At 63.8% G+C, this 22716-nt stretch carries 19 protein-coding genes, 1 tRNA gene and 1 other RNA gene; 9 read left to right on the top strand and 12 right to left on the bottom strand.

Annotated features, from left to right (window positions below):
- Window positions 1-29 precede the first annotated feature (29 nt).
- The 6 genes from recR to ACYVL5_RS05640 form a co-directional block, all read right to left on the bottom strand.
- Window positions 30-623 (bottom strand): recombination mediator RecR, encoded by a 594-nt coding sequence (recR, locus tag ACYVL5_RS05665; protein WP_460594580.1) that lies wholly within the window; start codon window positions 621-623, stop codon window positions 30-32.
- A 139-nt stretch (window positions 624-762) separates the two neighbouring features.
- The gene (locus ACYVL5_RS05660) at window positions 763-1077 is read right to left on the bottom strand and encodes a YbaB/EbfC family nucleoid-associated protein (protein ID WP_460594579.1); all 315 of its coding nucleotides are present in this window, start codon (window positions 1075-1077) and stop codon (window positions 763-765) included.
- A 50-nt stretch (window positions 1078-1127) separates the two neighbouring features.
- Window positions 1128-2888, bottom strand: a complete 1761-nt coding sequence (gene dnaX / locus ACYVL5_RS05655; RefSeq protein WP_460594578.1) for a DNA polymerase III subunit gamma/tau — start codon at window positions 2886-2888, stop codon at window positions 1128-1130.
- A 91-nt stretch (window positions 2889-2979) separates the two neighbouring features.
- Window positions 2980-3078: signal recognition particle sRNA small type (gene ffs, locus ACYVL5_RS05650), an RNA gene on the bottom strand.
- Window positions 3079-3108: 30 nt separating this feature from the next.
- Window positions 3109-3199, bottom strand: a tRNA-Ser gene (locus ACYVL5_RS05645).
- 120 nt (window positions 3200-3319) lie between these two features.
- Window positions 3320-3664, bottom strand: a complete 345-nt coding sequence (locus ACYVL5_RS05640) for a hypothetical protein (RefSeq protein WP_460594577.1) — start codon at window positions 3662-3664, stop codon at window positions 3320-3322.
- A 169-nt stretch (window positions 3665-3833) separates the two neighbouring features.
- Between ACYVL5_RS05640 and mfd the strand changes: the two genes are divergently transcribed.
- The 3 genes from mfd (at window position 3834) to ACYVL5_RS05625 (ending at window position 9344) form a co-directional block, all read left to right on the top strand.
- Window positions 3834-7307 carry a transcription-repair coupling factor gene (gene mfd / locus ACYVL5_RS05635; protein WP_460594612.1) on the top strand — a complete coding sequence of 1158 codons (3474 nt, stop codon included), beginning with the start codon at window positions 3834-3836 and terminating at the stop codon, window positions 7305-7307.
- A gap of 53 nt (window positions 7308-7360) precedes the next feature.
- Window positions 7361-8302: a peptidylprolyl isomerase gene (locus ACYVL5_RS05630; RefSeq protein WP_460594576.1), complete on the top strand. Its 942-nt coding sequence runs from the start codon at window positions 7361-7363 to the stop codon at window positions 8300-8302.
- 79 nt (window positions 8303-8381) lie between these two features.
- Complete coding sequence (locus ACYVL5_RS05625) at window positions 8382-9344, top strand: peptidylprolyl isomerase (RefSeq protein WP_460594575.1); 963 nt, start codon at window positions 8382-8384, stop codon at window positions 9342-9344.
- A gap of 173 nt (window positions 9345-9517) precedes the next feature.
- Here ACYVL5_RS05625 and ACYVL5_RS05620 read toward each other — a convergent pair whose 3' ends face one another.
- The gene (locus ACYVL5_RS05620; protein ID WP_460594574.1) at window positions 9518-10450 is read right to left on the bottom strand and encodes a molecular chaperone DnaJ; all 933 of its coding nucleotides are present in this window, start codon (window positions 10448-10450) and stop codon (window positions 9518-9520) included.
- Between the two features lie 261 nt (window positions 10451-10711).
- Between ACYVL5_RS05620 and ACYVL5_RS05615 the strand changes: the two genes are divergently transcribed.
- Both ACYVL5_RS05615 and ACYVL5_RS05610 read left to right on the top strand, forming a co-directional pair.
- The gene (locus ACYVL5_RS05615; protein WP_460594573.1) at window positions 10712-11911 is read left to right on the top strand and encodes a protoporphyrinogen/coproporphyrinogen oxidase; all 1200 of its coding nucleotides are present in this window, start codon (window positions 10712-10714) and stop codon (window positions 11909-11911) included.
- Window positions 11912-11964: 53 nt separating this feature from the next.
- Window positions 11965-12627, top strand: coding sequence for a flavodoxin family protein (locus tag ACYVL5_RS05610; protein WP_460594572.1), 663 nt, complete (start codon window positions 11965-11967; stop codon window positions 12625-12627).
- 56 nt (window positions 12628-12683) lie between these two features.
- On the opposite strand, the gene ACYVL5_RS05605 is transcribed toward ACYVL5_RS05610, so the two are convergent.
- Entirely contained in the window at window positions 12684-13673 is a 990-nt protein-coding gene (locus ACYVL5_RS05605; protein ID WP_460594571.1) for an AI-2E family transporter, read from the bottom strand.
- 527 nt (window positions 13674-14200) lie between these two features.
- On the opposite strand from ACYVL5_RS05605, the gene ACYVL5_RS05600 reads away from it, so the two are divergent.
- Window positions 14201-14596 carry a response regulator gene (locus ACYVL5_RS05600; protein WP_460594570.1) on the top strand — a complete coding sequence of 132 codons (396 nt, stop codon included), beginning with the start codon at window positions 14201-14203 and terminating at the stop codon, window positions 14594-14596.
- Here the strand turns inward: ACYVL5_RS05600 and ACYVL5_RS05595 are convergent.
- The 3 genes from ACYVL5_RS05595 to ACYVL5_RS05585 all read right to left on the bottom strand — a co-directional run bounded on the left by ACYVL5_RS05595 (window position 14593) and on the right by ACYVL5_RS05585 (window position 17724).
- Entirely contained in the window at window positions 14593-15459 is an 867-nt protein-coding gene (locus ACYVL5_RS05595) for an HDOD domain-containing protein (RefSeq protein ID WP_460594569.1), read from the bottom strand. The genes ACYVL5_RS05600 and ACYVL5_RS05595 overlap by 4 nt on opposite strands.
- A 30-nt stretch (window positions 15460-15489) precedes the next feature.
- The gene (locus tag ACYVL5_RS05590) at window positions 15490-17382 is read right to left on the bottom strand and encodes a GspE/PulE family protein (RefSeq protein WP_460594568.1); all 1893 of its coding nucleotides are present in this window, start codon (window positions 17380-17382) and stop codon (window positions 15490-15492) included.
- Window positions 17383-17535: 153 nt separating this feature from the next.
- Window positions 17536-17724 (bottom strand): twin-arginine translocase TatA/TatE family subunit, encoded by a 189-nt coding sequence (locus ACYVL5_RS05585; protein WP_460594567.1) that lies wholly within the window; start codon window positions 17722-17724, stop codon window positions 17536-17538.
- A 266-nt stretch (window positions 17725-17990) separates the two neighbouring features.
- Between ACYVL5_RS05585 and ACYVL5_RS05580 the strand changes: the two genes are divergently transcribed.
- Together ACYVL5_RS05580 and uvrB are read left to right on the top strand one after the other, a co-directional pair.
- Window positions 17991-18437 (top strand): response regulator, encoded by a 447-nt coding sequence (locus ACYVL5_RS05580; protein WP_460594566.1) that lies wholly within the window; start codon window positions 17991-17993, stop codon window positions 18435-18437.
- Window positions 18438-18539: 102 nt separating this feature from the next.
- Window positions 18540-20525: an excinuclease ABC subunit UvrB gene (uvrB, locus tag ACYVL5_RS05575; RefSeq protein ID WP_460594565.1), complete on the top strand. Its 1986-nt coding sequence runs from the start codon at window positions 18540-18542 to the stop codon at window positions 20523-20525.
- A 148-nt stretch (window positions 20526-20673) separates the two neighbouring features.
- On the opposite strand, the gene ACYVL5_RS05570 is transcribed toward uvrB, so the two are convergent.
- Window positions 20674-22143, bottom strand: coding sequence for a poly(A) polymerase (locus tag ACYVL5_RS05570; protein WP_460594611.1), 1470 nt, complete (start codon window positions 22141-22143; stop codon window positions 20674-20676).
- A gap of 184 nt (window positions 22144-22327) precedes the next feature.
- On the opposite strand from ACYVL5_RS05570, the gene ACYVL5_RS05565 reads away from it, so the two are divergent.
- Window positions 22328-22681, top strand: a complete 354-nt coding sequence (locus ACYVL5_RS05565) for a nitrous oxide-stimulated promoter family protein (RefSeq protein ID WP_460594564.1) — start codon at window positions 22328-22330, stop codon at window positions 22679-22681.
- Window positions 22682-22716: the final 35 nt, after the last annotated feature.

Here is a 22716-nt window from a genome sequence, read left to right as displayed (position 1 = left end):
ACAAACACGGGCCGCCAGGGGGGGCGGGACTAAAGCTCCGAACGCCCCTCGACGGCCCTTTGGACGGTAGCCGCATCCACGTACTCCAGGTCGCTTCCGATCGGGATGCCGTGGGCCAGCCTGGTGACCTTGATCTCCAGCGGCTTGATCAGCTTGGTGAGGTAGAGGGCGGTGGCCTCTCCCTCCACGGTGAAGTTGGTGGCGATCAGCACCTCGCGGACCTCTCCCGTTTTGAGCCGTTCCAAAAGCTCGGCGATCCTCAGATCGCGCGGGGTGACGCCGTTCAACGGGGAGAGCGCCCCCTGCAGCACGTGGTAGCGCCCCCTAAAGGCCCGGCTCCTTTCCAGGGCCAGGAGGTCCTGGGGCTCCTCCACCACGCAGAGGGTGGCGGGGTCGCGCTCGCCGGAGCAGATCCAGCAGGGATCGGTCTCGGTGATGGCGAAGCAGAGCGAGCAGAAACCGACCCGCTCCTTCACCTGCAACAGGCTCTCCGCCAGGGCCTCCATGTTGGCCGGCGATTTCATCAGGTGAAAGGCGAGCCGGAGGGCGCTTTTTTCGCCCACGCCGGGGAGTTTTTTCAACTCTCCCACCAGCCGGGTCAACGAGTCCGAAAAATGTAGCATATTTCCCACCGCGGATAAAACATTTTTTTATTGGTTGATTTCACTAAAAAAATTTTTGTACCAGCAGCCGGTAATCGAAAGGGCGCACGGCATGCAGCCTGCGCCCTCTCTCAACCGCCGGTACAAACCTGCCTTAGCTTTAGAAAAGGCCCGGGATGCTGAGGCCGCCGGTGATCCGGCTCATCTCTTCGGACATCTGGGTGTGGACCTTCTTGAGGGCCTCGTTGATGGCGGTCATCACCAGGTCCTGGAGCATTTCCACGTCCTCCGGGTCAACGGCTTCCTTCTTGATGGTGAGGGAAAGGACCTCGTTTTTGCCGTTGACGACCGCGGTGACCGCGCCGCCGCCGGTGGTTACTTCGGCAGTCTTCTGGGCCGCCTCTTCCTGCAGCTTCCCCATCTTCTGCTGCATCATCTGCGCCTGCTTCATGATCTGAGCTAAACCTTTGGACATCGTCGTTCCTCCGTTTCTGTATTGTCGTAAACGTAAACCGTCTAACGTTGTTATGTTTCAGGGAGTTCCTTGGGACGCTCCGTCACGTCCGCTATCTCGCCGTCGAAAAGTTCCACGGCCGCCGCCACCAGCGGGTGCCCCTCCGCCTCGCGCCTCAGGATTGCCTTCCGCTCGGCGTCTTCAAGGCTTTTTTTTTCCTCCAGGGTGGGAGGCGCGTTGGCCGGGACCTCGTTCAGGGCCACCACCTTGACTACCGGCGAGCCTCCGAAGTGCAGCTTGGCTAGCCCCTTGATCTCGTTCAACTGGTCGGGGTCCTGGAGCCTTTTCAACTGGAACGATCCGGCCAGGCAGCCGATCTCCAGGTGGGAGCGGGTGACCTTAACCGGGTAGACCTGCTCGAGCTCGGAACCGAGCATCGGCTTCTTACCCTTGACGAAGCGGACCAGGCTCCCCCAGAGATCTCCCTCGTCGACCGGGGGGCCGGAAGGTGCCTGCGCCGCGGCGCGCGTGGGGACTGGCTCCGCAGGTGCCTGTCCCCTTGGCGGAGCCTGATCGCGCGCGACCGGCTGCGCCGAAGGCGCGGGACGGGGGGGCTGCTGAGCCGCCGGAGCCGCCTGCGGCCGGGGAACCGGGGCCCCCTGCTGGGCCGGGCGGGGTGCCATCGGGGCGCCCCCCTCCAGCGCGGCCAGCCGGGCCAGGAGCTCCTGCACCGGGACCGCCGGCGGGAGCGTCGCCATCTTCATCAGGGCCAGCTCCAGCATGAGGCGGGGGAAGCCGGAATGGGCCATCTCCCCCTCGGCCTTCAAAAGGAGGGTCAGCCGCCTCTGCAGGTCGGCCAGGGTGGTGGCGGCGGAAAGCTGCCGGAGATCCTCCAGCTCGGCCTCGGAGAGATCGAGGAGCTCCCCGGTCTCGTTCCCCACCGCCTTCAGGATGGAGATGCTCCTGAACTGGTCGATCAGCTCGTGGCAGAACTGGCGCATGCTGTAGCCGAAGGAGTCGACGCGGGCCACGATCTCCAGCACCTGGCGCACCTCGCCGTCCAAGACCGCGCGGGTCGCCTCGGTGATCAGCCGGCGGTCCACCACCCCCAAAAGGGCGGTCACCTCGGTGTCGCAGACCGAGTTCCCGCAGAAGGCGAGCACCTGGTCCAGCGTGGAGAGGGAGTCGCGCATGGAGCCGTCCCCCTTCCTCGCCACCACGGTCAGCGCCTCGTCGGAAGCGCTCACCCCTTCCTGGTCGACGATGTAGCGGAGCCTCGCCACGATGCGCGGCAGCGGGATCCTCTTGAAGTCGAAGCGCTGGCAGCGCGACAGGATGGTGATGGGGACCTTGTGGGGTTCGGTGGTGGCGAAGATGAACTTGACGTGGGCGGGGGGCTCCTCCAGCGTCTTCAACAGCGCGTTGAAGGCGTTGGTGGTCAGCATGTGCACTTCGTCGATGATGAAGATCTTGTAGCGGGAGCGGGAGGGGAGGTACTTGATGTTGTCCCTGAGCTCGCGGATGTCGTCGACCCCGGTGTTGGAGGCGCCGTCGATCTCGAAGACGTCGACCGAGTTGCCGTCGGTGATCTCCAGGCAGGCCGAGCACTTGTTGCACGGCTCCACGGTGAGGCCGGACTCGCAGTTCAAGGCCTTGGCAAGGATGCGCGCCGAGCTGGTCTTACCCACCCCGCGGGCGCCGGTGAAGAGGAACGCGTGGGCGACCCTCCCCCCCTCGATGGCGTTTTTGAGCGTCTGGCTGACATGCTCCTGCCCGACCAAGTCGCTGAAGGTCTGGGGACGCCACTTTCTGGCAAGGACGAGATAGGACAAGGGAGAAAACCTCTTGGCTCAAGTCGCTGTAAATGGTGATGACGAAGAGTGAAAAGCGGGGAAAGGAGTGCGGGGGGTTGCGGAAAGAGCTGATAGCTGGGCTACCCCGCGGCACACGGTGGCGGTTACTGCCGCTGCTTCCTTCCGGACCTGACGGGGTTCATAACCTTCCGTTGCGCGGGACCCAGCTATCAGATCTGTCCGCAAAGAATTTAAATTATGGCGGAGAGAGCGGGATTCGAACCCGCGGTACGCTGTTAACGTACACACGCTTTCCAGGCGTGCTCCTTCAACCACTCGGACATCTCTCCACAGGAAGACGATATATAATATACGGTTTGAGAATTGTAAAGCGATTTTTGCAGGGGGAGGCAAATTCATTAAGGACGGCCGGGCGCTCTCGCGGGGAGGCGCCGGCCGGAGCGGGCTCTTCAATGGGCGGTATCGGGGCCGTCGCCCCCCTGGTCGGAGGCCTTGCGCTCCATGATGGCCTGCCAGAGGGCCTGCTGGTCCTCGGTCTTCAGCTGCTTCACGATCATCTCACGAACCGACAGCAGTTCCTTTTTGAGCGCCTCCGCGCTCCTGACCAGGTGTCGCGCACGGGGGTCGCTTCGCACGTAGGGGGCCAGCAGGTGCACCGCCTCGTCGATCTTACGGCTCACCAGCACGCGCTCCTTGTAATCGAGCTTCCCGGTTCTCAGCCGCTCATCGAGGGCGTCGAACTCGGCATTGAAGTAGTTGAGCACGTCTGAGTGGATGATCTCGTCGTCTTTCATGGTTCACCTTTTTGCGCGATAGCCCGGTGTTCGCGGCACATACCTACGTTTTCGGCAGCACCGGCCATTTACTTTATATTTTTTATCGATCCCTCTTGCCAAAGGGGATGCCCACTGTGGTATGGTTGATCGGGCCGTTCCTCCTACCGGAACGGCCTCTCCATTCGTGATGACCATGCCTGATCCCGATTACATACGCCGCATAACCGGGCAACTCGCCTCACCCGCCGCTCTCGTCAGCGTATCCGGGCTCGAGGGGTCCGCCCCGGCTTACCTCCTCTCCCGGCTCGCCCAGGAGATGGCCCTCCCCCTGGTGGTGGTGACCGCCGACCAGGAGGGGGCCGACGAACTGGCGCAGGAACTCCGTTTCTACGCGAGCCACCCGGACTCCGTCCTCGGCTTCCCTTCCTGGGACGTCACCCCCTTCGACACCGCATCGCCCCATCCGGACGTGGTCGGGGAACGGCTGAACGCCCTGGTGCGCCTTTTGGACGGCCGGGTACGCGCCCTGGTCCTCCCCCTCTCCTCCCTGCTGCAGCGGGTCATCCCGCGCCAGACCCTCGGTGAAGTCTGCCAGTACCTCCTGGCGGGCGAGGAGATCGATCGCGAGGAACTGGTGGCCAAGCTGGTCAAGCTCGGCTACTCCCATGTCCCGGTCGTCGAGGACCGCGGGAGCTTCTCGGTCCGGGGCGGCATCCTGGACATCTTCCCCCCCGACCAGCAAAAGCCGGTCCGGGTCGAGTTCTTCGGCGACCTGGTGGAGACCATGCGCCTGTTCGACCCGGTCACCCAGCGCTCCCTGGAGCCCTTGGAGGAGCTGGTGCTGCTCCCCTCCCGCGAGGTGATCCTCTCCGAGGAGGTGCTCAAGGCCTTCGCCCCCCGGCTCAAGCGGCGCTGCGACCACCTGGGGATCGGCGCCGACCGCCGCCGGGAGCTCCTGGAGCAGTTGCAAAGCGCCATCTACCCCCCCGGCATCGACTTCCTGCAGCCCCTTTTCCATCCCGACCTGGAGTGCGTCCTCGATTACGCCGGGGCGAATGCCGTCTACGTCGGGGTCGATCCCGAGGCCCTGGCCGAGGCGGCCGAGCGTTTCAGCGCGGAGCTCGAGGCGGCCTACACCCGCGCCGAGCTCCGCGACGCCATCACCTGCGACCCGGCGGAGCTCTTCCACTCCCCGGCCCTCCTCGAAGAGAGGCTCGCCCAGGGGCGCCGGCTCCTCCTTCCCCGCCTCCAGCTGGAGGGGGCGGGAGGCGAGGTGATCCGCCTGGCCACCCAGGGAAACGCCGACCTCAAACCGGAGCTCAACACCGAAGGGGAGCGGGGGCTCGCGCCGCTCACCGACCGGATCGTCTCCTGGATCGCGGCCCAGAACCGGGTGCTCATCCCCTGCCACCAGCCGGGGCAGGCCCGGCGCCTCTACGAGCTCCTCTCCCACTACCGCCTCCCGCTGGAGATCTCCGAGGAGCGCTTCCCGGGTGCCGCCCAGCGCCCCCCCGGCCGGGTGGAGATCCTCATCGGCGAGATCTCGCGCGGCTTTAGGCTTCAGGCCGAAAAACTGGTGGTGATCGCCGAGGAGGAGATCTTCGGCAAGAGGGTGAAAAGGCGCGGGCTCTCCGAGGCGAGGAAGAAGCAGCTCCTCACCTCGCTCGCCGAGCTCAAGCCGGGCGACCACATGGTCCACATCGACTTCGGGGTCGCCATCTACCGGGGGCTCGAGCACATCGCCCTGACCGGGATGGAGGGGGACTTCCTGCTCCTCGAGTACGCCGGCGGGGACAAGCTCTACCTCCCGGTCGACCGCATCAACCTCGTGCAGCGCTACGTCGGCGCCGAAGGGGTGGAGCCCAGGCTCGACCGCCTGGGTGCCGCCGGCTGGGAAAAGGCCAAGGCCAAGGCGAGAAGCGAGGTCCAGGAGATGGCGGCGGAACTTTTGAAGATCCACGCCGCCCGCGAGGTCCAGCAGGGGTTCCAGTACACCCCGCCCGACGACATGTACCGGGAGTTCGAAGCCTCCTTCGCCTTCGAGGAGACCCCCGACCAGGCCTCGGCCATCGACCAGGTGCTCTCCGACATGATGAGCACCCGCCCGATGGACCGGCTGGTCTGCGGCGACGTCGGCTACGGAAAGACCGAGGTCGCCATGCGGGCCGCCATCAAGGCCACCCTGGACGGGAAGCAGGTCGCCATCCTGGTCCCCACCACCGTGCTCGCCCAGCAGCACCTCGAGAGCTTCTCCGGCCGCCTCAAGGATTACCCGGTGCGGGTCGAGATGCTCTCCCGCTTCCGCACCCCCCAGGAGCAGAAGCAGATCCTGGAAGGGGTCAAGAAGGGGGAGGTGGACATCATCATCGGGACCCACCGCCTCTTGCAGAAGGACATCGTCTTCAAGGACCTGGGGCTTTTGATCGTCGACGAGGAGCAGCGCTTCGGGGTGGCCCACAAGGAAAGGCTCAAGCAGTTCCGCGCCGTGGTGGATATCCTCACCCTGACCGCGACCCCGATCCCGCGGACGCTCTACATGTCGCTCATGGGAATCCGGGACCTCTCCATCATCGACACCCCGCCGGTGGACCGGCTCGCCATCAAGACCTTCGTCTCCCGCTCCTCGGACGAGCTGATCCGGGAGGCGGTCCTACGGGAGCTTCGCCGCGGGGGCCAGGTCTTCTTCGTCCATAACCGCGTGCAGACCATCGGCGCCATGGCGGACGAGCTCCGCCGCATCGTCCCGGAGGCGCGCATCGTGGTGGGCCACGGCCAGATGGCCGAGAAGGAGCTCGAGAAGGTGATGCTTTCCTTCATGCACGGCGAGGCGAACCTCCTTCTCTGCACCACCATCATCGAGAGCGGGATCGACATCCCGACCGCCAACACGCTGATCATCAACCGGGCCGACACCTTCGGGCTCTCCCAGCTCTACCAGTTGCGGGGGAGGGTCGGCCGCTCCAAGCAGCGCGCCTACGCCTATCTCCTCATCCCCGGCGAGGGGGCCATTTCGCCGGACGCGCGCGAACGGCTGAAGATCATCCAGGACATCACCGAGCTGGGCGCCGGCTTCCGGATCGCCACCCACGACCTCGAGATCCGCGGCGCCGGGGAGCTCTTGGGGGCGAAGCAGTCGGGGGACATCGCGGCGGTCGGCTACGAGCTCTACGCGGAGCTCCTCGACGAGGCGGTCAGGACCCTCAAGGGTGAGGAGATGCCGGAGCGGATCGAGCCGGAGATCAAGCTGAAGGTCCCCGCCTTCATCCCCGAGGAGTACGTGAAGGACCCCAACCAGCGGCTCCTCATCTACAAGAAACTCACCCAGCCGGCCGACGAGGCCGAGATCGACGACATCCGGGCCGAGCTCGTGGACCGCTTCGGGGCGCTCCCGCAGGCCGCCGTCTATCTCCTGGAGGTGATGCGGCTCCGCGTGCTCCTGAAGAAGTTCCTGGTCAAGGAGATCGAGCTGGCCGGCGACGAGCTCGGGCTCGCCTTCCACGAAAGGACCCCGGTCTCCCCCGACGCCATCATGGCTCTCTTGAGGAAAGAGAAGGGGAAATACCGCTTCACGCCTGACTTCCGGCTCTACGCGAAGGTCGCCGACAGCTCCTTCGACGGGGTCCTCAACGAGGCCAGAAATGTCTTGAAATGCCTGGGGTGATTATGCTAGCGTCTCATGGATTTGAATATATTTACGAAAAAAAGGAGCTAACCGTGCACTTCAGGAAAACTGGCATCCTGCTGGCCCTCGCCCTCTGCGTGGCCGTGACCGGATGCAAGAAAGAGGCGGGCGAAACCAAGAACGAGTCGAGCGGCGTCGTCATCGCCGAGGTGAACGGCGAGAAGATCACCGACCAGGATTTCTACCGGGAGCAGGAGAACCTCCCCCCCTACCTGAAGCCGATGACCGAAACGCCGGAAGGGCGCAAGGAGATGCTCGACACCATGGTGGTGCGCGACCTCATCATCCAGCAGGCCAAGAAGGACGGCATCGACAAGAGCGAGGCGGTGGCCGCCAAGCTCGAGGACCTGAAGAAACGCGTCATCGTCGAGGCCTACCTCAAGAAGAAGGTCGAGGAGTCGGCCAACCTGAGCGACGCCGAACTGAAGGACTTCTACAACAAGAACATCGACAAGTTCAAAACCGGCGAGCAGATCCATGCCAGCCACATCCTCGTGAAGGACGAGGCACAGGCCAAGGACATCGAGAAGCAGCTCAAGGCCGGCGCCAACTTCGAAGATCTCGCCAAGAAATACTCCATGGACGGTGCCGCCCAGAAAGGTGGCGACTTAGGCTGGTTCGGCCGCGGCTCCATGATCCCCGAGTTCGAGAACGTCGCCTTCGGCCTCAAGGAAGGGCAGATCTCGGGTATCGTCAAGACCAAGTTCGGCTACCACATCATCAAGCTGACCGGCAAGCGTCCGGCCGGCACCCGCTCCTTCGAGGAGGTCAAGGACCAGATCAAGCAGGCCATCCTCCCGCAGAAGCAGCAGGAAGTCTTCAAGAAACTCAAAGAGGACCTGAAGAAAAGCGCCAAGATCGACATCAAGGAAGACGCCCTCAAGCAGCTGAAGACCGGCGGCGCCGAGGGTGGCGCCGGGGCCGGAGCCAAACCGGCCGAGCCTGCCCAGCCGGCGCAGCCGAAGAAACCGTAGCAGCGACCAGATAATCGGGAACCAGGCGGCCGGGCGAAAGTCCGGCCGCTTTTGCTAACCAGCACCATAGAGAACGACCATGTCAAAGATCATTCCGGGCATCGCCCTGGCAGCACTGCTTCTCCTCCCCTCCCTCCCTTCACACGCCGCGCAGGTCATCGACGGCATCGCCGCCACCGTCAACGAGGACATCATCACCAAGCTCGAGGTCGACAAGGAGTACGCCCAGCTGCTCAAAGAGACCGAGAAGCTCCCCGCCTCCGAGAAGATGGGATTGAAGAGCGCCGCGCTTAGCCGCCTGGTGGACAAGCGCCTGATCGAGCAGAAGATCAAGGAGCTCGACATCAAGGTCTCCGACGAGGAGGTCAAGGCCGCCATCGACGACGTCCGCCGGCAGAACAACAACATGACCCAGGCCCAGCTGGTCCAAGCACTGGCCGCCCAGGGTAGCACCTTCGAGCAGTACAAGGCGCAGCTCAAGGAGCAGCTCGAGCGACTGAGGCTCATGAGCCAGGAGGTCCGGAGCAAGATCCAGGTGGGGGAACGGGAGCTGCACGAGTACTACGACGCCAACCGCGCCCGCTACGGGGCGGACGAGCAGTACCGAGCCCGCCACATCTTCTTCAAGCTGGACAAGAACCCCAACGCCGAATCGCTGGCCAAGGCCGAGGCGCAGGCCAACGAGGTGCTGAAGCAGGCCAAGGAAGGGAAGGATTTCGCCGAGCTGGCCAAGAAGTACAGCAGCGACCCCAACGCCGCCAAGGACGGCGGGGACCTCGGCACCTTCAAACGCTCCGACATGGTTGCCGAAATAGGCGACACGGTGGCCGCCATGAAGCCGGGGGAGATCAGCCCGGTGGTCATGAGCCCCGCCGGTCTCCACATAATCAAGCTGGAGGAAAAGACCGTCAGCGCCGGCAAGCCGTTCGACGAGGTGAAAGGGGAGATCGAGGACATCCTCTACAAGAAGAAATCGGACGAGCGCTTCGCCCAGTGGGTGAAGGACCTCCGCAACTCCGCTGCCATCGAGATCAAGCAGTAAATCCGGGCGGGGATAGCTGAAAACGGAAAGGGCTGAAGGTGGGGAACGATCCCCAAAACCTTCAGCCCTTTTTTCATCCTGTCCGCCCACTATCTCCTTATCCCTTCCGCCCCGGCCCTCCGTCCAGGGGAGGGCCGGGGCGAGGATGGGGGTCTCGCTACCGTGCTGGCCTCTTACATCCCCTCGGCGGCCAGTTGCTCGACGAGCTCCCGCTGCCGCCCGGTAAGCTTCTCCGGGACGTGCACCGCGATCTTCACGTACAGGTCGCCGCGCCCCTGCTTCCCCATCAGCGGGAAACCGAGCCCTTTGAGCCGCACCTTGGTGCCGGTCTGGATGCCGGCCGGGATCTTGATTCGCTTGGTCCCTTCCATGGTGGGAACCTCGATGGCTCCCCCCAACACCGCCTGGGAAAACCTGATCTCGTGGTTCAGCACGATGTCATTCCCCTCACGCTGGAACAGGGGGTCCGGCCCCACCACCACGGTGAGAAAGAGATCCCCCGAGGGCCCGCCATAGCGGCCGGGGCCCCCGCGTCCCGCCACCCGCAGCTTGGCACCGCTTTCGATGCCGGCAGGTATCTTGACCGAGAGCTCCTCGCGGTTGCCATCCCTCATGAAGGCCACCCGCTTCTCGGCGCCGTCATAGGAATCGCGGAAGGTGACCTGGACCTCCATGGAGAAATCGTCCCCTTTGCCGCCCATGCCACCCATTCCGCCCATGCCGCCCGTGCCGGCGCCACGTCCGTGGCCGCCGCCCCGCTGGCGGCGGAAGGCCTCGCCGAAGATCCTGGAGAAGATGTCTTCGGTACCGAACCCCTGCTGCCCCTTGAACATGTCGCCGACGTCGAAACCGCGGAAGATGTCCTCCTGCGAGAAACGCTGGTGGAAATCGGTGGAACCGAACTGGTCGTACTGCTCCTTCTTCTTGGGGTCGGAGAGGACGGCGTATGCTTCATTGATCTCCTTGAAGCGGTCCTCGGCCTTCTTGTCACCGGGGTTTTTGTCGGGGTGGTACTTGACCGCCAGCTTGCGGTAGGCCTTCTTGATCTCGTCGATCGAGGCACCTTTCTTGACGCCGAGTACCTCGTAGTAGTCCCTTTGAGCCATGAGATCGATCCTTTCTCGTCCTGGAAGATTCTCCCCAGAATGTAATGGCTGCCTCCGGCCTTGTCAACCGTTGTAAACAGTTGACATTACCGCATCCTCACGCTTAAATAGGCGAACTTATCCGGCTTCGACTCCGTCTCATTACATTTCGCAATCCCGTTCTCCGTGACCTGCCCCGGAGTTTCCCACGACGGCCACCGCGGCGTCGCTCTCTGCCGAAGGGAGGGGAGAATGGGGTACCCCGCAAAGGAGCCCTTCCCCATGATCAAATACGACTTCATCGTCGTCGGCGCCGGCATCAGCGGCCTGAGCTTGGCAAGCTACGCCACCACCGCCGGACTTACCACCCTGGTGCTGGAAAAGGGCAACCGCACCGGCGGCTGCTTCCACTCCCACCGCTTCCAGGGGGAAGCGGAAGGGTTCTGGCTGGAACTCGGCGCCCACACCTGCTACAACTCCTACGGCGGTCTCATCGGGCTCATGGAGCAATACGGGCTCATGGGGAGCATCCTTCCCCGCGAGAAACTCTCCTTCAGGATGCTGGTAGGAAACGAGATCAAGAGCATCGCTTCCCAGCTCTCCTTCCCCGAGCTCTTCACCTCGGCCTGGCGGATCTTCAGCCTCAAGAAGGAAGGGGAGAGCGTGGCCTCCTACTACGGCCGCATCGTGGGGAGCAAAAACTTCCAGCGGGTCTTCGCCCCCGCCTTCAACGCGGTCATCTCCCAGCGGGCCAACGACTTCCCCGCCGACATGCTTTTCAACAAGCGCCCCCGGAGAAAGGACGTCATCAAGAGCTATACCCTCAAGGGGGGGCTTTCCAGCGTGACCGATACCCTGTCGGCCATCCCCGGCCTCACCCTGGCCACCGGCGTCACCATCACCCGGATGGCCAAGAGCGGCGAACAGTACGTCGTCGAGCTCTCCGACGGAAGGAGCTTCGAGACCGCCCGTCTAGCCATCGCGGTGCCGCCGCCTGAAGGGTCCAAGCTGGTCGGGGAGATCTCCCCCCCCCTGGCCCAGGCCCTCGGGAAGATCAGCGTTGAGACCATCGAGACGGTGGGCGTTGCCGTCAAGAAGGCGAAGCTCTCGGTCCCCCTGCTCGCCGGCATCATCGCCCCCCAGGACGATTTCTACTCGGCCGTCTCCCGTGACACCCTTTCCCACCCCGAGTACCGCGGCTTCGCCTTCCACTTCAAGGCGGGCCGGCTTCCCTTGGAGGGGAAACTGAAGCGGATCGCCGAGGTGCTGGGGGTAAAGACCGCAGAGCTCGAACAGGTGGTCGAGCGTGAAAGCCGCCTCCCCTCCCCGGTGGTCGGCCACGGCGCCCTCACGGGCGAGATCGACCGCGCCATTGCCGACAGCAAGCTCTTCGTGACCGGTAACTATTTCGCCGGGATGGCCATCGAGGACTGCATCGTGAGGTCCAAGAAGGAATTCGCGAGACTCTCCGCCAAGATGTGAAAAGAGGGTGGGGCTGCTCAGCCGGAAGGAACGGAGCGTACGGGAGTGACCGCATGAAAATCATCGCCATCAACGGCAGTCCGCGGAAAAAGTGGAACACCGCCACCTTATTGGAAAAGGCCCTGGAAGGGGCGCGCTCCCGCGGGGCGGAAACGGAGATCGTGCATCTCTACGACCTCACCTACAAGGGGTGCTCGAGCTGCTTCGCCTGCAAACTGAAGGGGGGGAAAAGCTATGGAGTCTGCGCCATGAGGGACGACCTCTCCCCGGTCCTGGAGAAACTGGCCACCGCCGACGCCTTCCTCCTCGGCTCGCCGATCTACTTCGGTACCGTCACCGGAGAGATGCGCTCGTTCATGGAACGGCTCCTCTTCCAGTACTTCGCCTACACGAGCCCCCCCACCTCCCTCTTCAGCCGCCGGATCCCCACCGCCTTCGTGTACACCATGAACGTCTCCGAAGAGACCATGAAGGACTTCCATTACCCCGTCCACCTGGGGATGAACCAGAACTACCTGACTCGCGTCTTCGGCCCCTGCGAAACCCTCATCTGCAACGAGACCTTGCAGTTCGAGGACTACGGCAAGGTGGTCTTCGAATACTTCGACCCGGAGGAGCGCAAGAAGCGGCACACCATCATCTTCCCCAACGACTGCCGAAAGGCCTTCGACCTCGGCCAACGGCTGGCCAAGTCCGCCGCCAAGGGGGTTAGCTAGCCTCGGACGCCCGCCGGCCTCCCCTACCCGCAGCTCTGGAAGCTCTTCCGCTCCCCTTACACCAACCCCTGCTCCGTCAGCTCCGCCTTGAGCCAGGCGTAGACGATCGGCGCCGCGATCATCCCCTCCATACCGAAGATGGCCTCCAGCACGAGCATGGCGGTCAGCAGCTCCCATGCGCTCGCATCGACCCGCCCCCCCACGATCTTCGCGTTGGTGAAGTATTCGAGCTTGTGAACGAAGAGCAGGAATCCGACCGAGGCCAGGGCGACGGCCGGCGATTCTCCGAGACTGAGGAGGACGATAATGCTGTTGGAGATCAGATTTCCCACCACCGGGAGCAGGCCGGCCACGAAGGTCAACAGGATCAGGAGGGTGACCATCGGGAGGTGCACCCCGCACAAAGGAAGGATCACCGCCAGGTAGAGGGTGGTCAGCACGGTGTTCAAAAGCGAGATCTTCACCTGGGCGAAGACCACCTTCTCGAAGGCTTCCGTCAGCCTGCCGAGCCTCCCCTCCAGCCCGGCGGCCAGCGGGGGCTGGGGCTTGTCCCGTTGGAAGCGGTGCAGTACGGCGATCGCGCCGATGACCAGGCCGAAGAGGACGTGGGCGACGGTTCTCACCCCCCAGACACCGGCATGAGACAGGTTGCGGCTGTGCTCTCCCAGCACGGTGGCCACCTTTTGCCGCACCTGCTCCATGCTGTCCGGCACGTAGGGCGTGAGCCATGCGGGGAGGCTCCGCTTCAGGTCTTCCAGCCGCTCCGCCGCGGCCCCCATGAGCTCCCCCATCCCCTCGTGCCCCTGTACGAAGAGCCAGAGCCCGATGAAGCCGCCCGACACCGCCAGCGCCACGACGAGGATGATTCCGGCCAGCGCCACCGCGTGCGCCTTTTTCCCCCATCGCCCTGGGAGGTGCCGGGCCAGCTTGGCGGTCAGCACGTAAACCGCCAGCCCCGAGAGCACCGCCGGCAGCAGGTGGTTATACAGGACGGTCACCACCGCGGCCACCGCCAACAGGTAACTCCAGAGCAAGGAAGCCGCCATCGGGCACCTCCGCTTCAGCCGTCATGCCGCGACTGCTGGTGGATTCATTGGAGAATATTACGCTCGGCGACCGGATTTACAACAGATGCATTATATTTTGTTAATTATTGCTGATTTTCCCTATCACTGTATCAGTAATTTCCCGACACAGGCAAAGCGGCTGCCGCAGCGGAAATTTTTTCAGGACCAGAAGCCGCCGGATAATCATCGCATTTTCAAGGAAATGGATGAGTTGAAGCCCCTTTGACTGCCAGCGGAGTCTTTCTGAGGCAAAATTAATCCCTTGCAATAGACCGCAACAAATGATAAATAGAGAATAAACAAATTTAACTAATTTAATGTTAGTACTCGCCTATATCCTGAGTTTTCCCGACCCGATCTGAGAGAGAGGAACATCCGCTGAAGAGACTTTCCTGGTAGAGGAAGCTGACGCAGCCCGGAGAGATTCTCCGGACGGTCTGAGAGGGGCGCAGCAAACCACCCCCGAGGGGGGGCGTGCCAAGGTATCGGGACGAGTTGGAGACACCATGCGTCAGGCGGACATTCTGCTTGTAGAGGACGACACCAACTGGAAAGAACTGTCGCTCAGGGCATTGAACAAGGCGGGTTTCCACCGGGTGACGGTGGCCAGGGACGGGGTGGAGGCCCTTTCCCTGCTCTTCGGCGAAGGGGGGCCCCAGGGGGGCGAGGGGAGCGAGCGGATCGTCCTTTTGGACATCAAGCTCCCCAAGATCGACGGCATCACGGTGCTGCAGCGGATCCGCGGTGACGAGCGGACCAAGGACCTCAACGTCTTCGCGCTGTCGTCCTCGGAGGATCCCAGCGAGCTCGAGGAGTGCTGCAAGCTGGGTGTGCTGGCGGTGCTCCCCAAGCCGCTCGACCCGGAGACCATCAAGCTCTACTTTCCCGACAAGGCGGCCTAGGCCGCCTGCTTCCTTTTACCGGCCACCGGCGTCTTCAGGGCGTCCTCGATGACGATCTCCAGCTCGGCCAGGGAAATCTCCTTCAGTCCCAGGGCACGTGCCTCCGCGCTCGCGAAGAGGACCACGTCCGCCTCGGTCCTTAGCCCCACCCCGAGCTTCCTGCAGGTCAGGTTGGCCAGCCGGACGGCCGCCAGGATGACGTCGCCGGGATCCCACTGGTCGGCGTCGTGTCCGGCCACCACCCCGCAGTAAACCTCCGGCATGTGCCACTGGACCATCAGCCGGAGCCCCTCCTCCACGTGCAGGGTCTCCAGCACCTCGGTCAACACCGCCAGGTTGGCGGCGGCCTTGAACTGCTCCTCCTTGCAGACTCCCTCCATCAGCTTCAGGAGATAGAGCTTCCCGATGTCGTGTAAAAGCCCTCCCAGGAAGGCCTCCTGGGCCTTGACCGGGTAGCCGGACTTCTGGACCAGCCACTTGCTTCCCACCGCACAGCTCAGGGCGTGCCGCCAGAGGGTCTGCATCAGGCTCCCGAACCTCGCGTCCCGGGAGCGGTAGAGATCCTGCTGGGTGGTCAGCATCACCAGGTTGGTCACCTCACCGGCGCCGAGCCGGATGATCGCCTCCCTGATGGTTTCCACCTTGCTGAGCCCCGCGTAAAAGGCGGAGTTGGCCACCCGCAGCACGTTGGAGGCGAGGCCGGGGTCGGCGATGATCAGCTGGTGGACGTCCTCGATGCTGTAGTCCTTCTGGGCCAAAACCTGCTGAAGCTTGAGCGCCACCGCGTGGAAAACCGGTATGCTCGGGGTTCCCGCCGCCATTCTCGCCTTGACCACTTCAACCAGCGAATTCGATGTCTTCATCTCGTTTCCTCGTCCATGGTTCGAACAGTCTCAGCACCCCAGGATACGCCGCAGGTCGCTAAACGGCCGCGGCACCCCGACGCGCGGGAGGTCGCGGAGCACCTCGTGGATGGAGACCAGCCCCCTGGCCGCCTTCACCAGCCCGTCCTCGAAGAGGGTGACCATCCCCGGGGTCTCCATCGCGAGCTTCCGGAGTTCGGTGGAGGAGCGGTTCTGCATGATCCCTTCCTTCATCGCCTCGCTCATGGTCAAAAGCTCGAAGACCGCCATCCTTCCCCGGAAACCGGTGAAGCGGCAGCTCTTGCAACCGCGCCCCATGCGGAACTCGGTCCCCCCGAGGTCCTTGGCGGTGTAGCCGAGCCGGCTGAACTCGGCCGCGGTCGGCACGTACGGTTCCGCGCAGTCGTTGCAGACGAGCCTAAGGAGGCGCTGGGCGACCACGCAGGTGATGGTGGAGGAGATCAGGAACGGCTCGATCTGCATGTGCACAAGCCTAAGGATGGCGCCGATGGTATCGACCGTGTGGAAGGTGGTGAGCACCTTGTGGCCGGTGAGCGCCGCCTGGATGGCGGTCTCCGCCGAGAAGGTATCGCGGATCTCCCCGAGCACGATGACGTCCGGGTCCTGGCGCACGATGTGCCTCAAGGTCTCCTCGAAGGTCACCCCGATCTTGGGGTTGATGGAGCACTGGGCGATCCCGTCCAGCACGAACTCGACCGGGTCCTCGGCGGTGATGATGCTGGTGTCGAGGCTGTTCAACCTGCTGACGCAGCTGTAGAGGGTCGAGGTCTTGCCGTGGCCGGTAGGGCCGGTGATCACCATGATGCCGGAGGGGGCCTCGAGGGAGTCCTCGACGAACTGGTCCAGCATGCGGGGCGCCATGCCGATCTCCTTCACGTCCAGGATGGACTCTTTCTTGCTCAAAAGCCTCAAGACCACCTTCTCGCCGAAGATGGTGATGTAGAAGGAGACCCTCAGGTCGAGGGTGAAGCCGTGCTGCCTGCTGTCGTAGAGTATCCTCCCGTCCTGGTGGCGCCTCTTCTCGGCGATGTCGGCCTGGGCCATGACCTTGATGCGGGAGCAGAGCTGGGGCGCGATCTCCAGCGGAAGCTCGAGGTGGGGGGTCATCACGCCGTCGTGGCGGAAGCGGATCCGGAGCCGGTCCTTCAACGGCTCGATGTGGATGTCGCTCGCCCCGTGGCTCATCGCCTCGTCGAAGAGCTTGTTGATGATCCCCACCACCGTGTTTTCATCGGCCTCGAGGACCTCTTCGCTGACGGCGCTGGTCTCGGCGGTGGAGATGGCGGAGATGATCGCCTTGCGGCTGGCGATGGAGGGCTCGAGGTTATGGCCGAAGAGGGACTCGGCGGTGACCCGCGCCCGCTGCTCGAGCGGGTTGGCGAAGGCGACCGAGGCCACGCCGTTCTCGATCCCGAGCGGCACGAAGAGCCCCTCGCGGAACACATGGAACGGGGCCCGGGAAAAGAGCTTGCGGTCGAGCTTCCTGAACTCGAGCTCGGCCACCGGAAACCCCAGCTGGAAGGAGAGCACCTCGATCAGCTTGCGCTCGTTGATGTAGCCGTTCTCGACGATGATGTCCCCGAGCATCCTGCGCTCGGTGGATTCCCGCTGGATGTTGAGGGCAGCCTCCAGTTCGCTCTTTCTCAGGTAACCGAGCTCCACCAGGAAGTCGCCGATCCTCAGCGAGGGGGAGTTCTTGCGCAGGGTGCGGGCGAGGTCGTCGTGGGTGAGGTACTCCAGTTCCTGGAGCACGTCGATGAGCGTCTTGGCGGTCTGGAGCTTGCCGTGGACGCGCTGGGCGTAGGCGAGCTGCTGAGAGGTGATGACCCCTTCCTTCACGAGGAGGGCGGCGATCTCTCCGGCGGCCTCGCCCTGCCGGGGCTGGGGTGTCGTCTCCGTCATGGTGCTCCCTCAGGTGGTCGAGCCGGCCGCGGCCTGGCCGGCGTGGGGGAAGGATATCCCCCTGTCCGGGGGACCGGTTCGGCGGGCTCGTTGGCTAGATACAGAAAAGGCTCCCGCTGGTGGAGAGCCTTCTGCTGAATAGGGGGGAAGGTATCAATTTTCCTTCTTCTCGTCGTCGCGACCGGCTTTGATCTCGATCTCGTCCTTTCCGGAAGAGGCTTTCTTGAAGTTCCTGATACTTTTTCCCAGCGCGCCGCCGATCTCGGGTAGCCTGTTGGCGCCGAAAACCACCAGCACGATGACAAGTACCACGATCAGTTCAGGCATCCCGAATCCGAACATAAGCACTCCTTTCTCGCTAAGTTCATGAGTTTTGCCAGTATCGCACCGAAGCCTGAAAAAAGTCAAGCAGTTGCGGCCGGTAGCGGTCAACCCGCTCTCAGCAGGGGCGTGGAGAGCTCTTCGGCAGCCGCCGGCACACCTTTAGCGTCCCCGCCTCTTCCCATGAAAATTGTTTTTATCAATCACCCATTAAAAATGATTGTTTTTTCATGGAGATTTTGCTATAGGAAAACCGCTTCCCAACGGCTTAGCTCCAGGAGATTCCCGTGAACAAGACCATTCTGCTGGTGGAAGACAACCCGGACGACGAAGCACTGACCCTGAGGGCGGTAAAGAAGCACATGCCGCACGCCATCGTGGTGGCCCGCGACGGAGCCGAGGCTCTGGACTACCTGTTCGCCACCGGGAGCCACGCCACCCGCGACCAGTCGATCGCGCCGCTGCTCGTGCTGCTGGACCTGAAGCTCCCTAAGGTGAACGGGCTCGAGGTCTTGAGGAGGATCCGGGAGGACGGCCGCACCCGCGCCATCCCCGTGGTGATCTTCACCTCTTCCACCGAGGAGCAGGACATCCTCGACAGCTACCGGCTGGGAGCCAACAGCTACATCAGAAAGCCGGTCGACTACGGTCAGTTCTGCGACGACCTGAAGCAGGTGATGACCTACTGGCTGAGCGTCAACCAGCTCCCTCCCCATAGGACCTGCGCCCCCTGATCCCCCTTTGCCCGTTGGGCTACGGGGGACACGTCCCCCTTACAGGACCTGCGACGACCGGCGCCCTTGTAGCCCCCAACGCTCCGTGGTATGATCCCCGCCATGGAAAAATTCGAACTCGTGACCGGATTTCAGCCGCGGGGGGACCAGCCGCGGGCCATCGACGAGCTGAGCGACGGGGTGCAGCGCGGCGACCGCCACCAGGTACTCCTCGGCGTCACCGGCTCCGGCAAGACCTTCACCATGGCCCAGGTGATCGCCCGCGCCAACCGCCCCGCCCTGGTGCTCGCCCCCAACAAGACCCTGGCCGCCCAGCTCTACGGCGAGTTCAAGGAGCTCTTCCCCCATAACGCCGTCGAGTACTTCGTCTCCTACTACGACTACTACCAGCCGGAAGCCTACATCCCCGCCTCCGACACCTTCATCGAGAAGGACTCGTCCATCAACGACGAGATCGACAAGTTCCGCCACTCGGCCACCCGAAGCCTCCTGACCCGCCGCGACGTCATTATCGTCGCCTCGGTCTCCTGCATCTACGGGATCGGCTCGCCGGAGTCGTACCAGGAGATGCAGATCCGCCTGAGGGAGGGGGACGAGCTGGGCCGCGACGAGCTGTTGCAGCGCCTGGTGGCCATCCAGTACGAGCGAAACGACGTCGACTTCCACCGCGGCACCTTCCGGGTGCGCGGCGACACCGTCGAGGTCTTCCCGGCCCACGACGACGAGCGGGCGGTGCGGATCCAGTTTTTCGGGGACACCATCGACGCCATCGGCGAGATCGATCCGCTGCGGGGCGTGCAGCTGCAAAAGCTCACCCGTTTCGCCATCTACCCCGCCTCCCACTACGTCGCCACCCGCGCCACCCAGGAGCGGGCGGTCGAACAGATCCGGCTCGAACTGGAGGAGCGGCTCCGCTACTTCCGGGGACAGAACATGCTCCTCGAGGAGCAGCGGATCGAGCAGCGGACCTTCTTCGACATCGAGATGATCGAGCAGATGGGCTTTTGCCAGGGGATCGAGAACTACTCCCGCCACTTCGACGGCCGCGCCCCGGGGGAGGCCCCCTACACCCTGCTCGACTACTTCCCCCCCGATTACCTGATGGTGATCGACGAGTCGCACATCACCGTCCCCCAGGTGGGGGGGATGTACCGCGGCGACCGCAGCCGCAAGGAGACCCTGGTCAACTACGGATTCCGGCTCCCCTCCGCGCTGGACAACCGTCCCCTCACCTTCCAGGAGTTCCAGAAGAAGCTTAGCCAGGTCATCTACGTCTCAGCCACCCCGGCCGATTACGAGCTGAAGGCCTCGGGAGGCGTGGTGGTGGAGCAGGTGATCCGTCCCACCGGCCTCATCGACCCCGCCATCGAGGTGCGTCCGGCCGCCGGCCAGGTCGACGACCTTTTGCACGAGGCGCGGGAGACCGCCCTCCGCGGCGAGCGGGTGCTGGTGACCACGCTGACCAAACGGATGGCCGAGGAACTGACCGACTACTACCGCGAGCTCGGGGTAAAGGTCCGCTACCTCCATTCCGACATCGATACCTTCCAGCGGATGCAGATCCTCCGCGAGCTCAGGCTCGGCGAGTTCGACGTGCTGGTCGGGATCAACCTTTTGAGGGAGGGGCTCGACCTCCCCGAGGTCTCCCTGGTGGCCATCCTGGATGCCGACAAGGAAGGGTTCCTCCGCTCCACCCGCTCGCTCATCCAGACCTGCGGGCGCGCCGCCCGTAACGTCTCCGGCCGCGTCCTCATGTACGCGGACAAGGTGACCGGCTCCATGCAGGATGCCATCGATGAGACGCTCCGCCGCCGCGAGCTGCAGACCGCCTACAACGTGGAGAACGGCATCACCCCGGAAAGCGTCCGGAGGGTGATCGGCGACGCACTGCAGGCGCCGGAGGAGCGCGACTGGGTGACGGTGCCGACGGTTCCGGACGAGGTCGAGAAGGTGAAGGACATTCCGAAGCTGGTGAAGAAGCTGAGGAAGGAGATGCTGACCGCGGCCAAGGCGATGGAGTTCGAGCGCGCCGCCGAGCTGCGCGACCGCATCAAGCGGCTGGAAACGGGGGAGCTCGCGAAAGGGTGATCTCGCCTAACGGGGCACTGGAACTTTCTCCCCTCTCCCCTGAAGGGGCGAGGGTATAATTAAAAGCCTTCGGCCGCCCCTGAAGGGCAATAATACAGAAGGGCAAAATAAAAGGGGACCGGCACCTGTGGTGCCGGTCCCCTTCTCATTATTCCGTGGCCGGTGCCGGTGAGCCGCCCGGCTTTTTCCGCCGCCGTCTGCGGCGCCGCTTCCTCTTGGCGGGCGCCTCTTCGCCGGCTGCCCCCTCTTCGGTGGCCGGTGCCTCGGCAACCGGCTGCTCGGCGGCAAAACGCTCCCACCACTGCGCCAGCGATTTCTTGGCAGGGGTGATGCTCTCCATGAAGCGGAGGTATTCGAGGGCGTCGGGGAAGACCGCCCTCGCCACCACGCCGCGGCCGTTGCGGCCGGGGGTTTTCTGGAAGCGGTGCTGGCAGGAGAGGATCTCGCGCACGGCGATCAGTACCCGGTTGGGGATGGCCACCGTGAGGCCGAGCTCCCCGGCAAAAGAGGCCACCGCCATGTCGGTGGCGAGCTGCGGCGCGGCCCCTTCGGCGCGGAAGGCGGCGATCTTCTCCTCCAGGTACTCCCCGAACATGAGGGCGATCAGGAGCTGCGGCGATACCGGCTCCCCGCACCCCACCTTCTCGTCCACCCATTCCAGGGCCTTGCCGACCCGCGCGTGCGGGAAGCCCCCCGACTCCCTGGCCAGCCAGGCATCGAAGTGCGGGAAGAGCGGCGCAAAGAGCCCGGTGCTCCTCATCATCTGGTAGGTGCGCTCACCCTCCCCCTTGAGGAGCATCTTGAGCATCTCCTCGTAGAGGCGGGGGGGGGTGGCCTTGCTGATGGTGGAGCAGAGCTCGTGGAGGGCGGCCGCCGTCCTCTCCTCGATGTTGAAGCCGAGCATGGAGGCGAAGCGGACCGCGCGGAGCATGCGGACCGGGTCCTCGGTGAAACGGACCACGGGATCGCCGATGGTGCGGATGACCCCCCTCTTCAGGTCCTCCATCCCCCCGACGTGGTCGATGATGGAGAAGTCGGCGATGTTGTAGAAGAGCGCGTTGACGGTGAAATCCCGGCGGACGGCGTCCTCCTCCGGGGTGCCGAAGACGTTGTCGCGCAGCACCATCCCGTCCTCGCTCTTCAAAAGGCGGGGACCGTGCCGGCGGGCGTCGCGGTCCCGGGCGATCTGCTCCGCCTCGTCGCGGGGCTCGACGGGTGCGGCCGGCTCGGCCGCTTCGGCGGTGGCCGGCTCGGCCGCTTCGGCGGTGGCCGGCTCGGCCGCTTCGGCAGCCTCCGCGCTGTCGACCGTGGAGCGGAAGGTGGCGACTTCGATGATCTCGTCGTGAAAGTGCAGGTGGGCGAGCCGGAAACGGCGGCCGATCAGGCGGCAGTTGCGGAAAAGCTTTTTCAGCTGACCGGGGGTGGCATCGGTGACCACGTCGAAGTCCTTGGGCTCCCGGCCGAGGAGGAGGTCGCGGACGCCGCCGCCGACCAGGTAGCCGATGAAACCTTGCTCCTTGAGCTTGTAAAGGACCCGTACGCTGTTTTGACTGAGAAGGGAGCGCGAGATACCGTGTTCCGCGCGAGGTATGACGACTGTGGGCATGTTGGTGTTCATTGCGGCCAAAAATATCACAGATTATCCGCAAAGGCAAAGGGTGCTGACTTTTGTTTCTTGATTTTAGTCATGCTTTTAAGTGACTTTTAGCGGTATGGTCACCATCATCAAGGAAAGCGGAGCGCGGCCGGCAAAGATGACGCGCTAGCGCTGTAAGTGATTTGCGAGGTTCCCGGTGGCTTCCATGAATGACGTACCTCCCGTGCAAGCGGGGTCGATCGATCAGAAACAGCGTGAGCGCAAGGCTGCCAAAGAGGCCAATGACATCAAGGTCCTCGACGCCTTCATCGGTGTCTACTGCCGCGGCAGGCACGGCTCCCGCAAAGGGGAACTCTGCCCGAGCTGCGCCGAGCTTCTCGCCTACGCACGTACGAAGCGGTCCCGGTGCCCGCTCGATCCCAAGCCCGACTGCAAACACTGCCCGATTCACTGCTACGGCAAGAACCAGCGGGCCGCCATCCGCGAGGTGATGGCCTACTCGGGGCGCCGGCTGCTCCTCAGGGGGCGCCTCGATCTCCTGTGGCACTATTTCTTTTAATCCGTTATGGTGTTCGAGACCTGCCGAACCCGAAT

The sequence above is a fragment of the Geomonas sp. Red276 genome (genome assembly GCF_054784495.1).
This window is presented reverse-complemented; position numbering and strand designations above follow the sequence as displayed.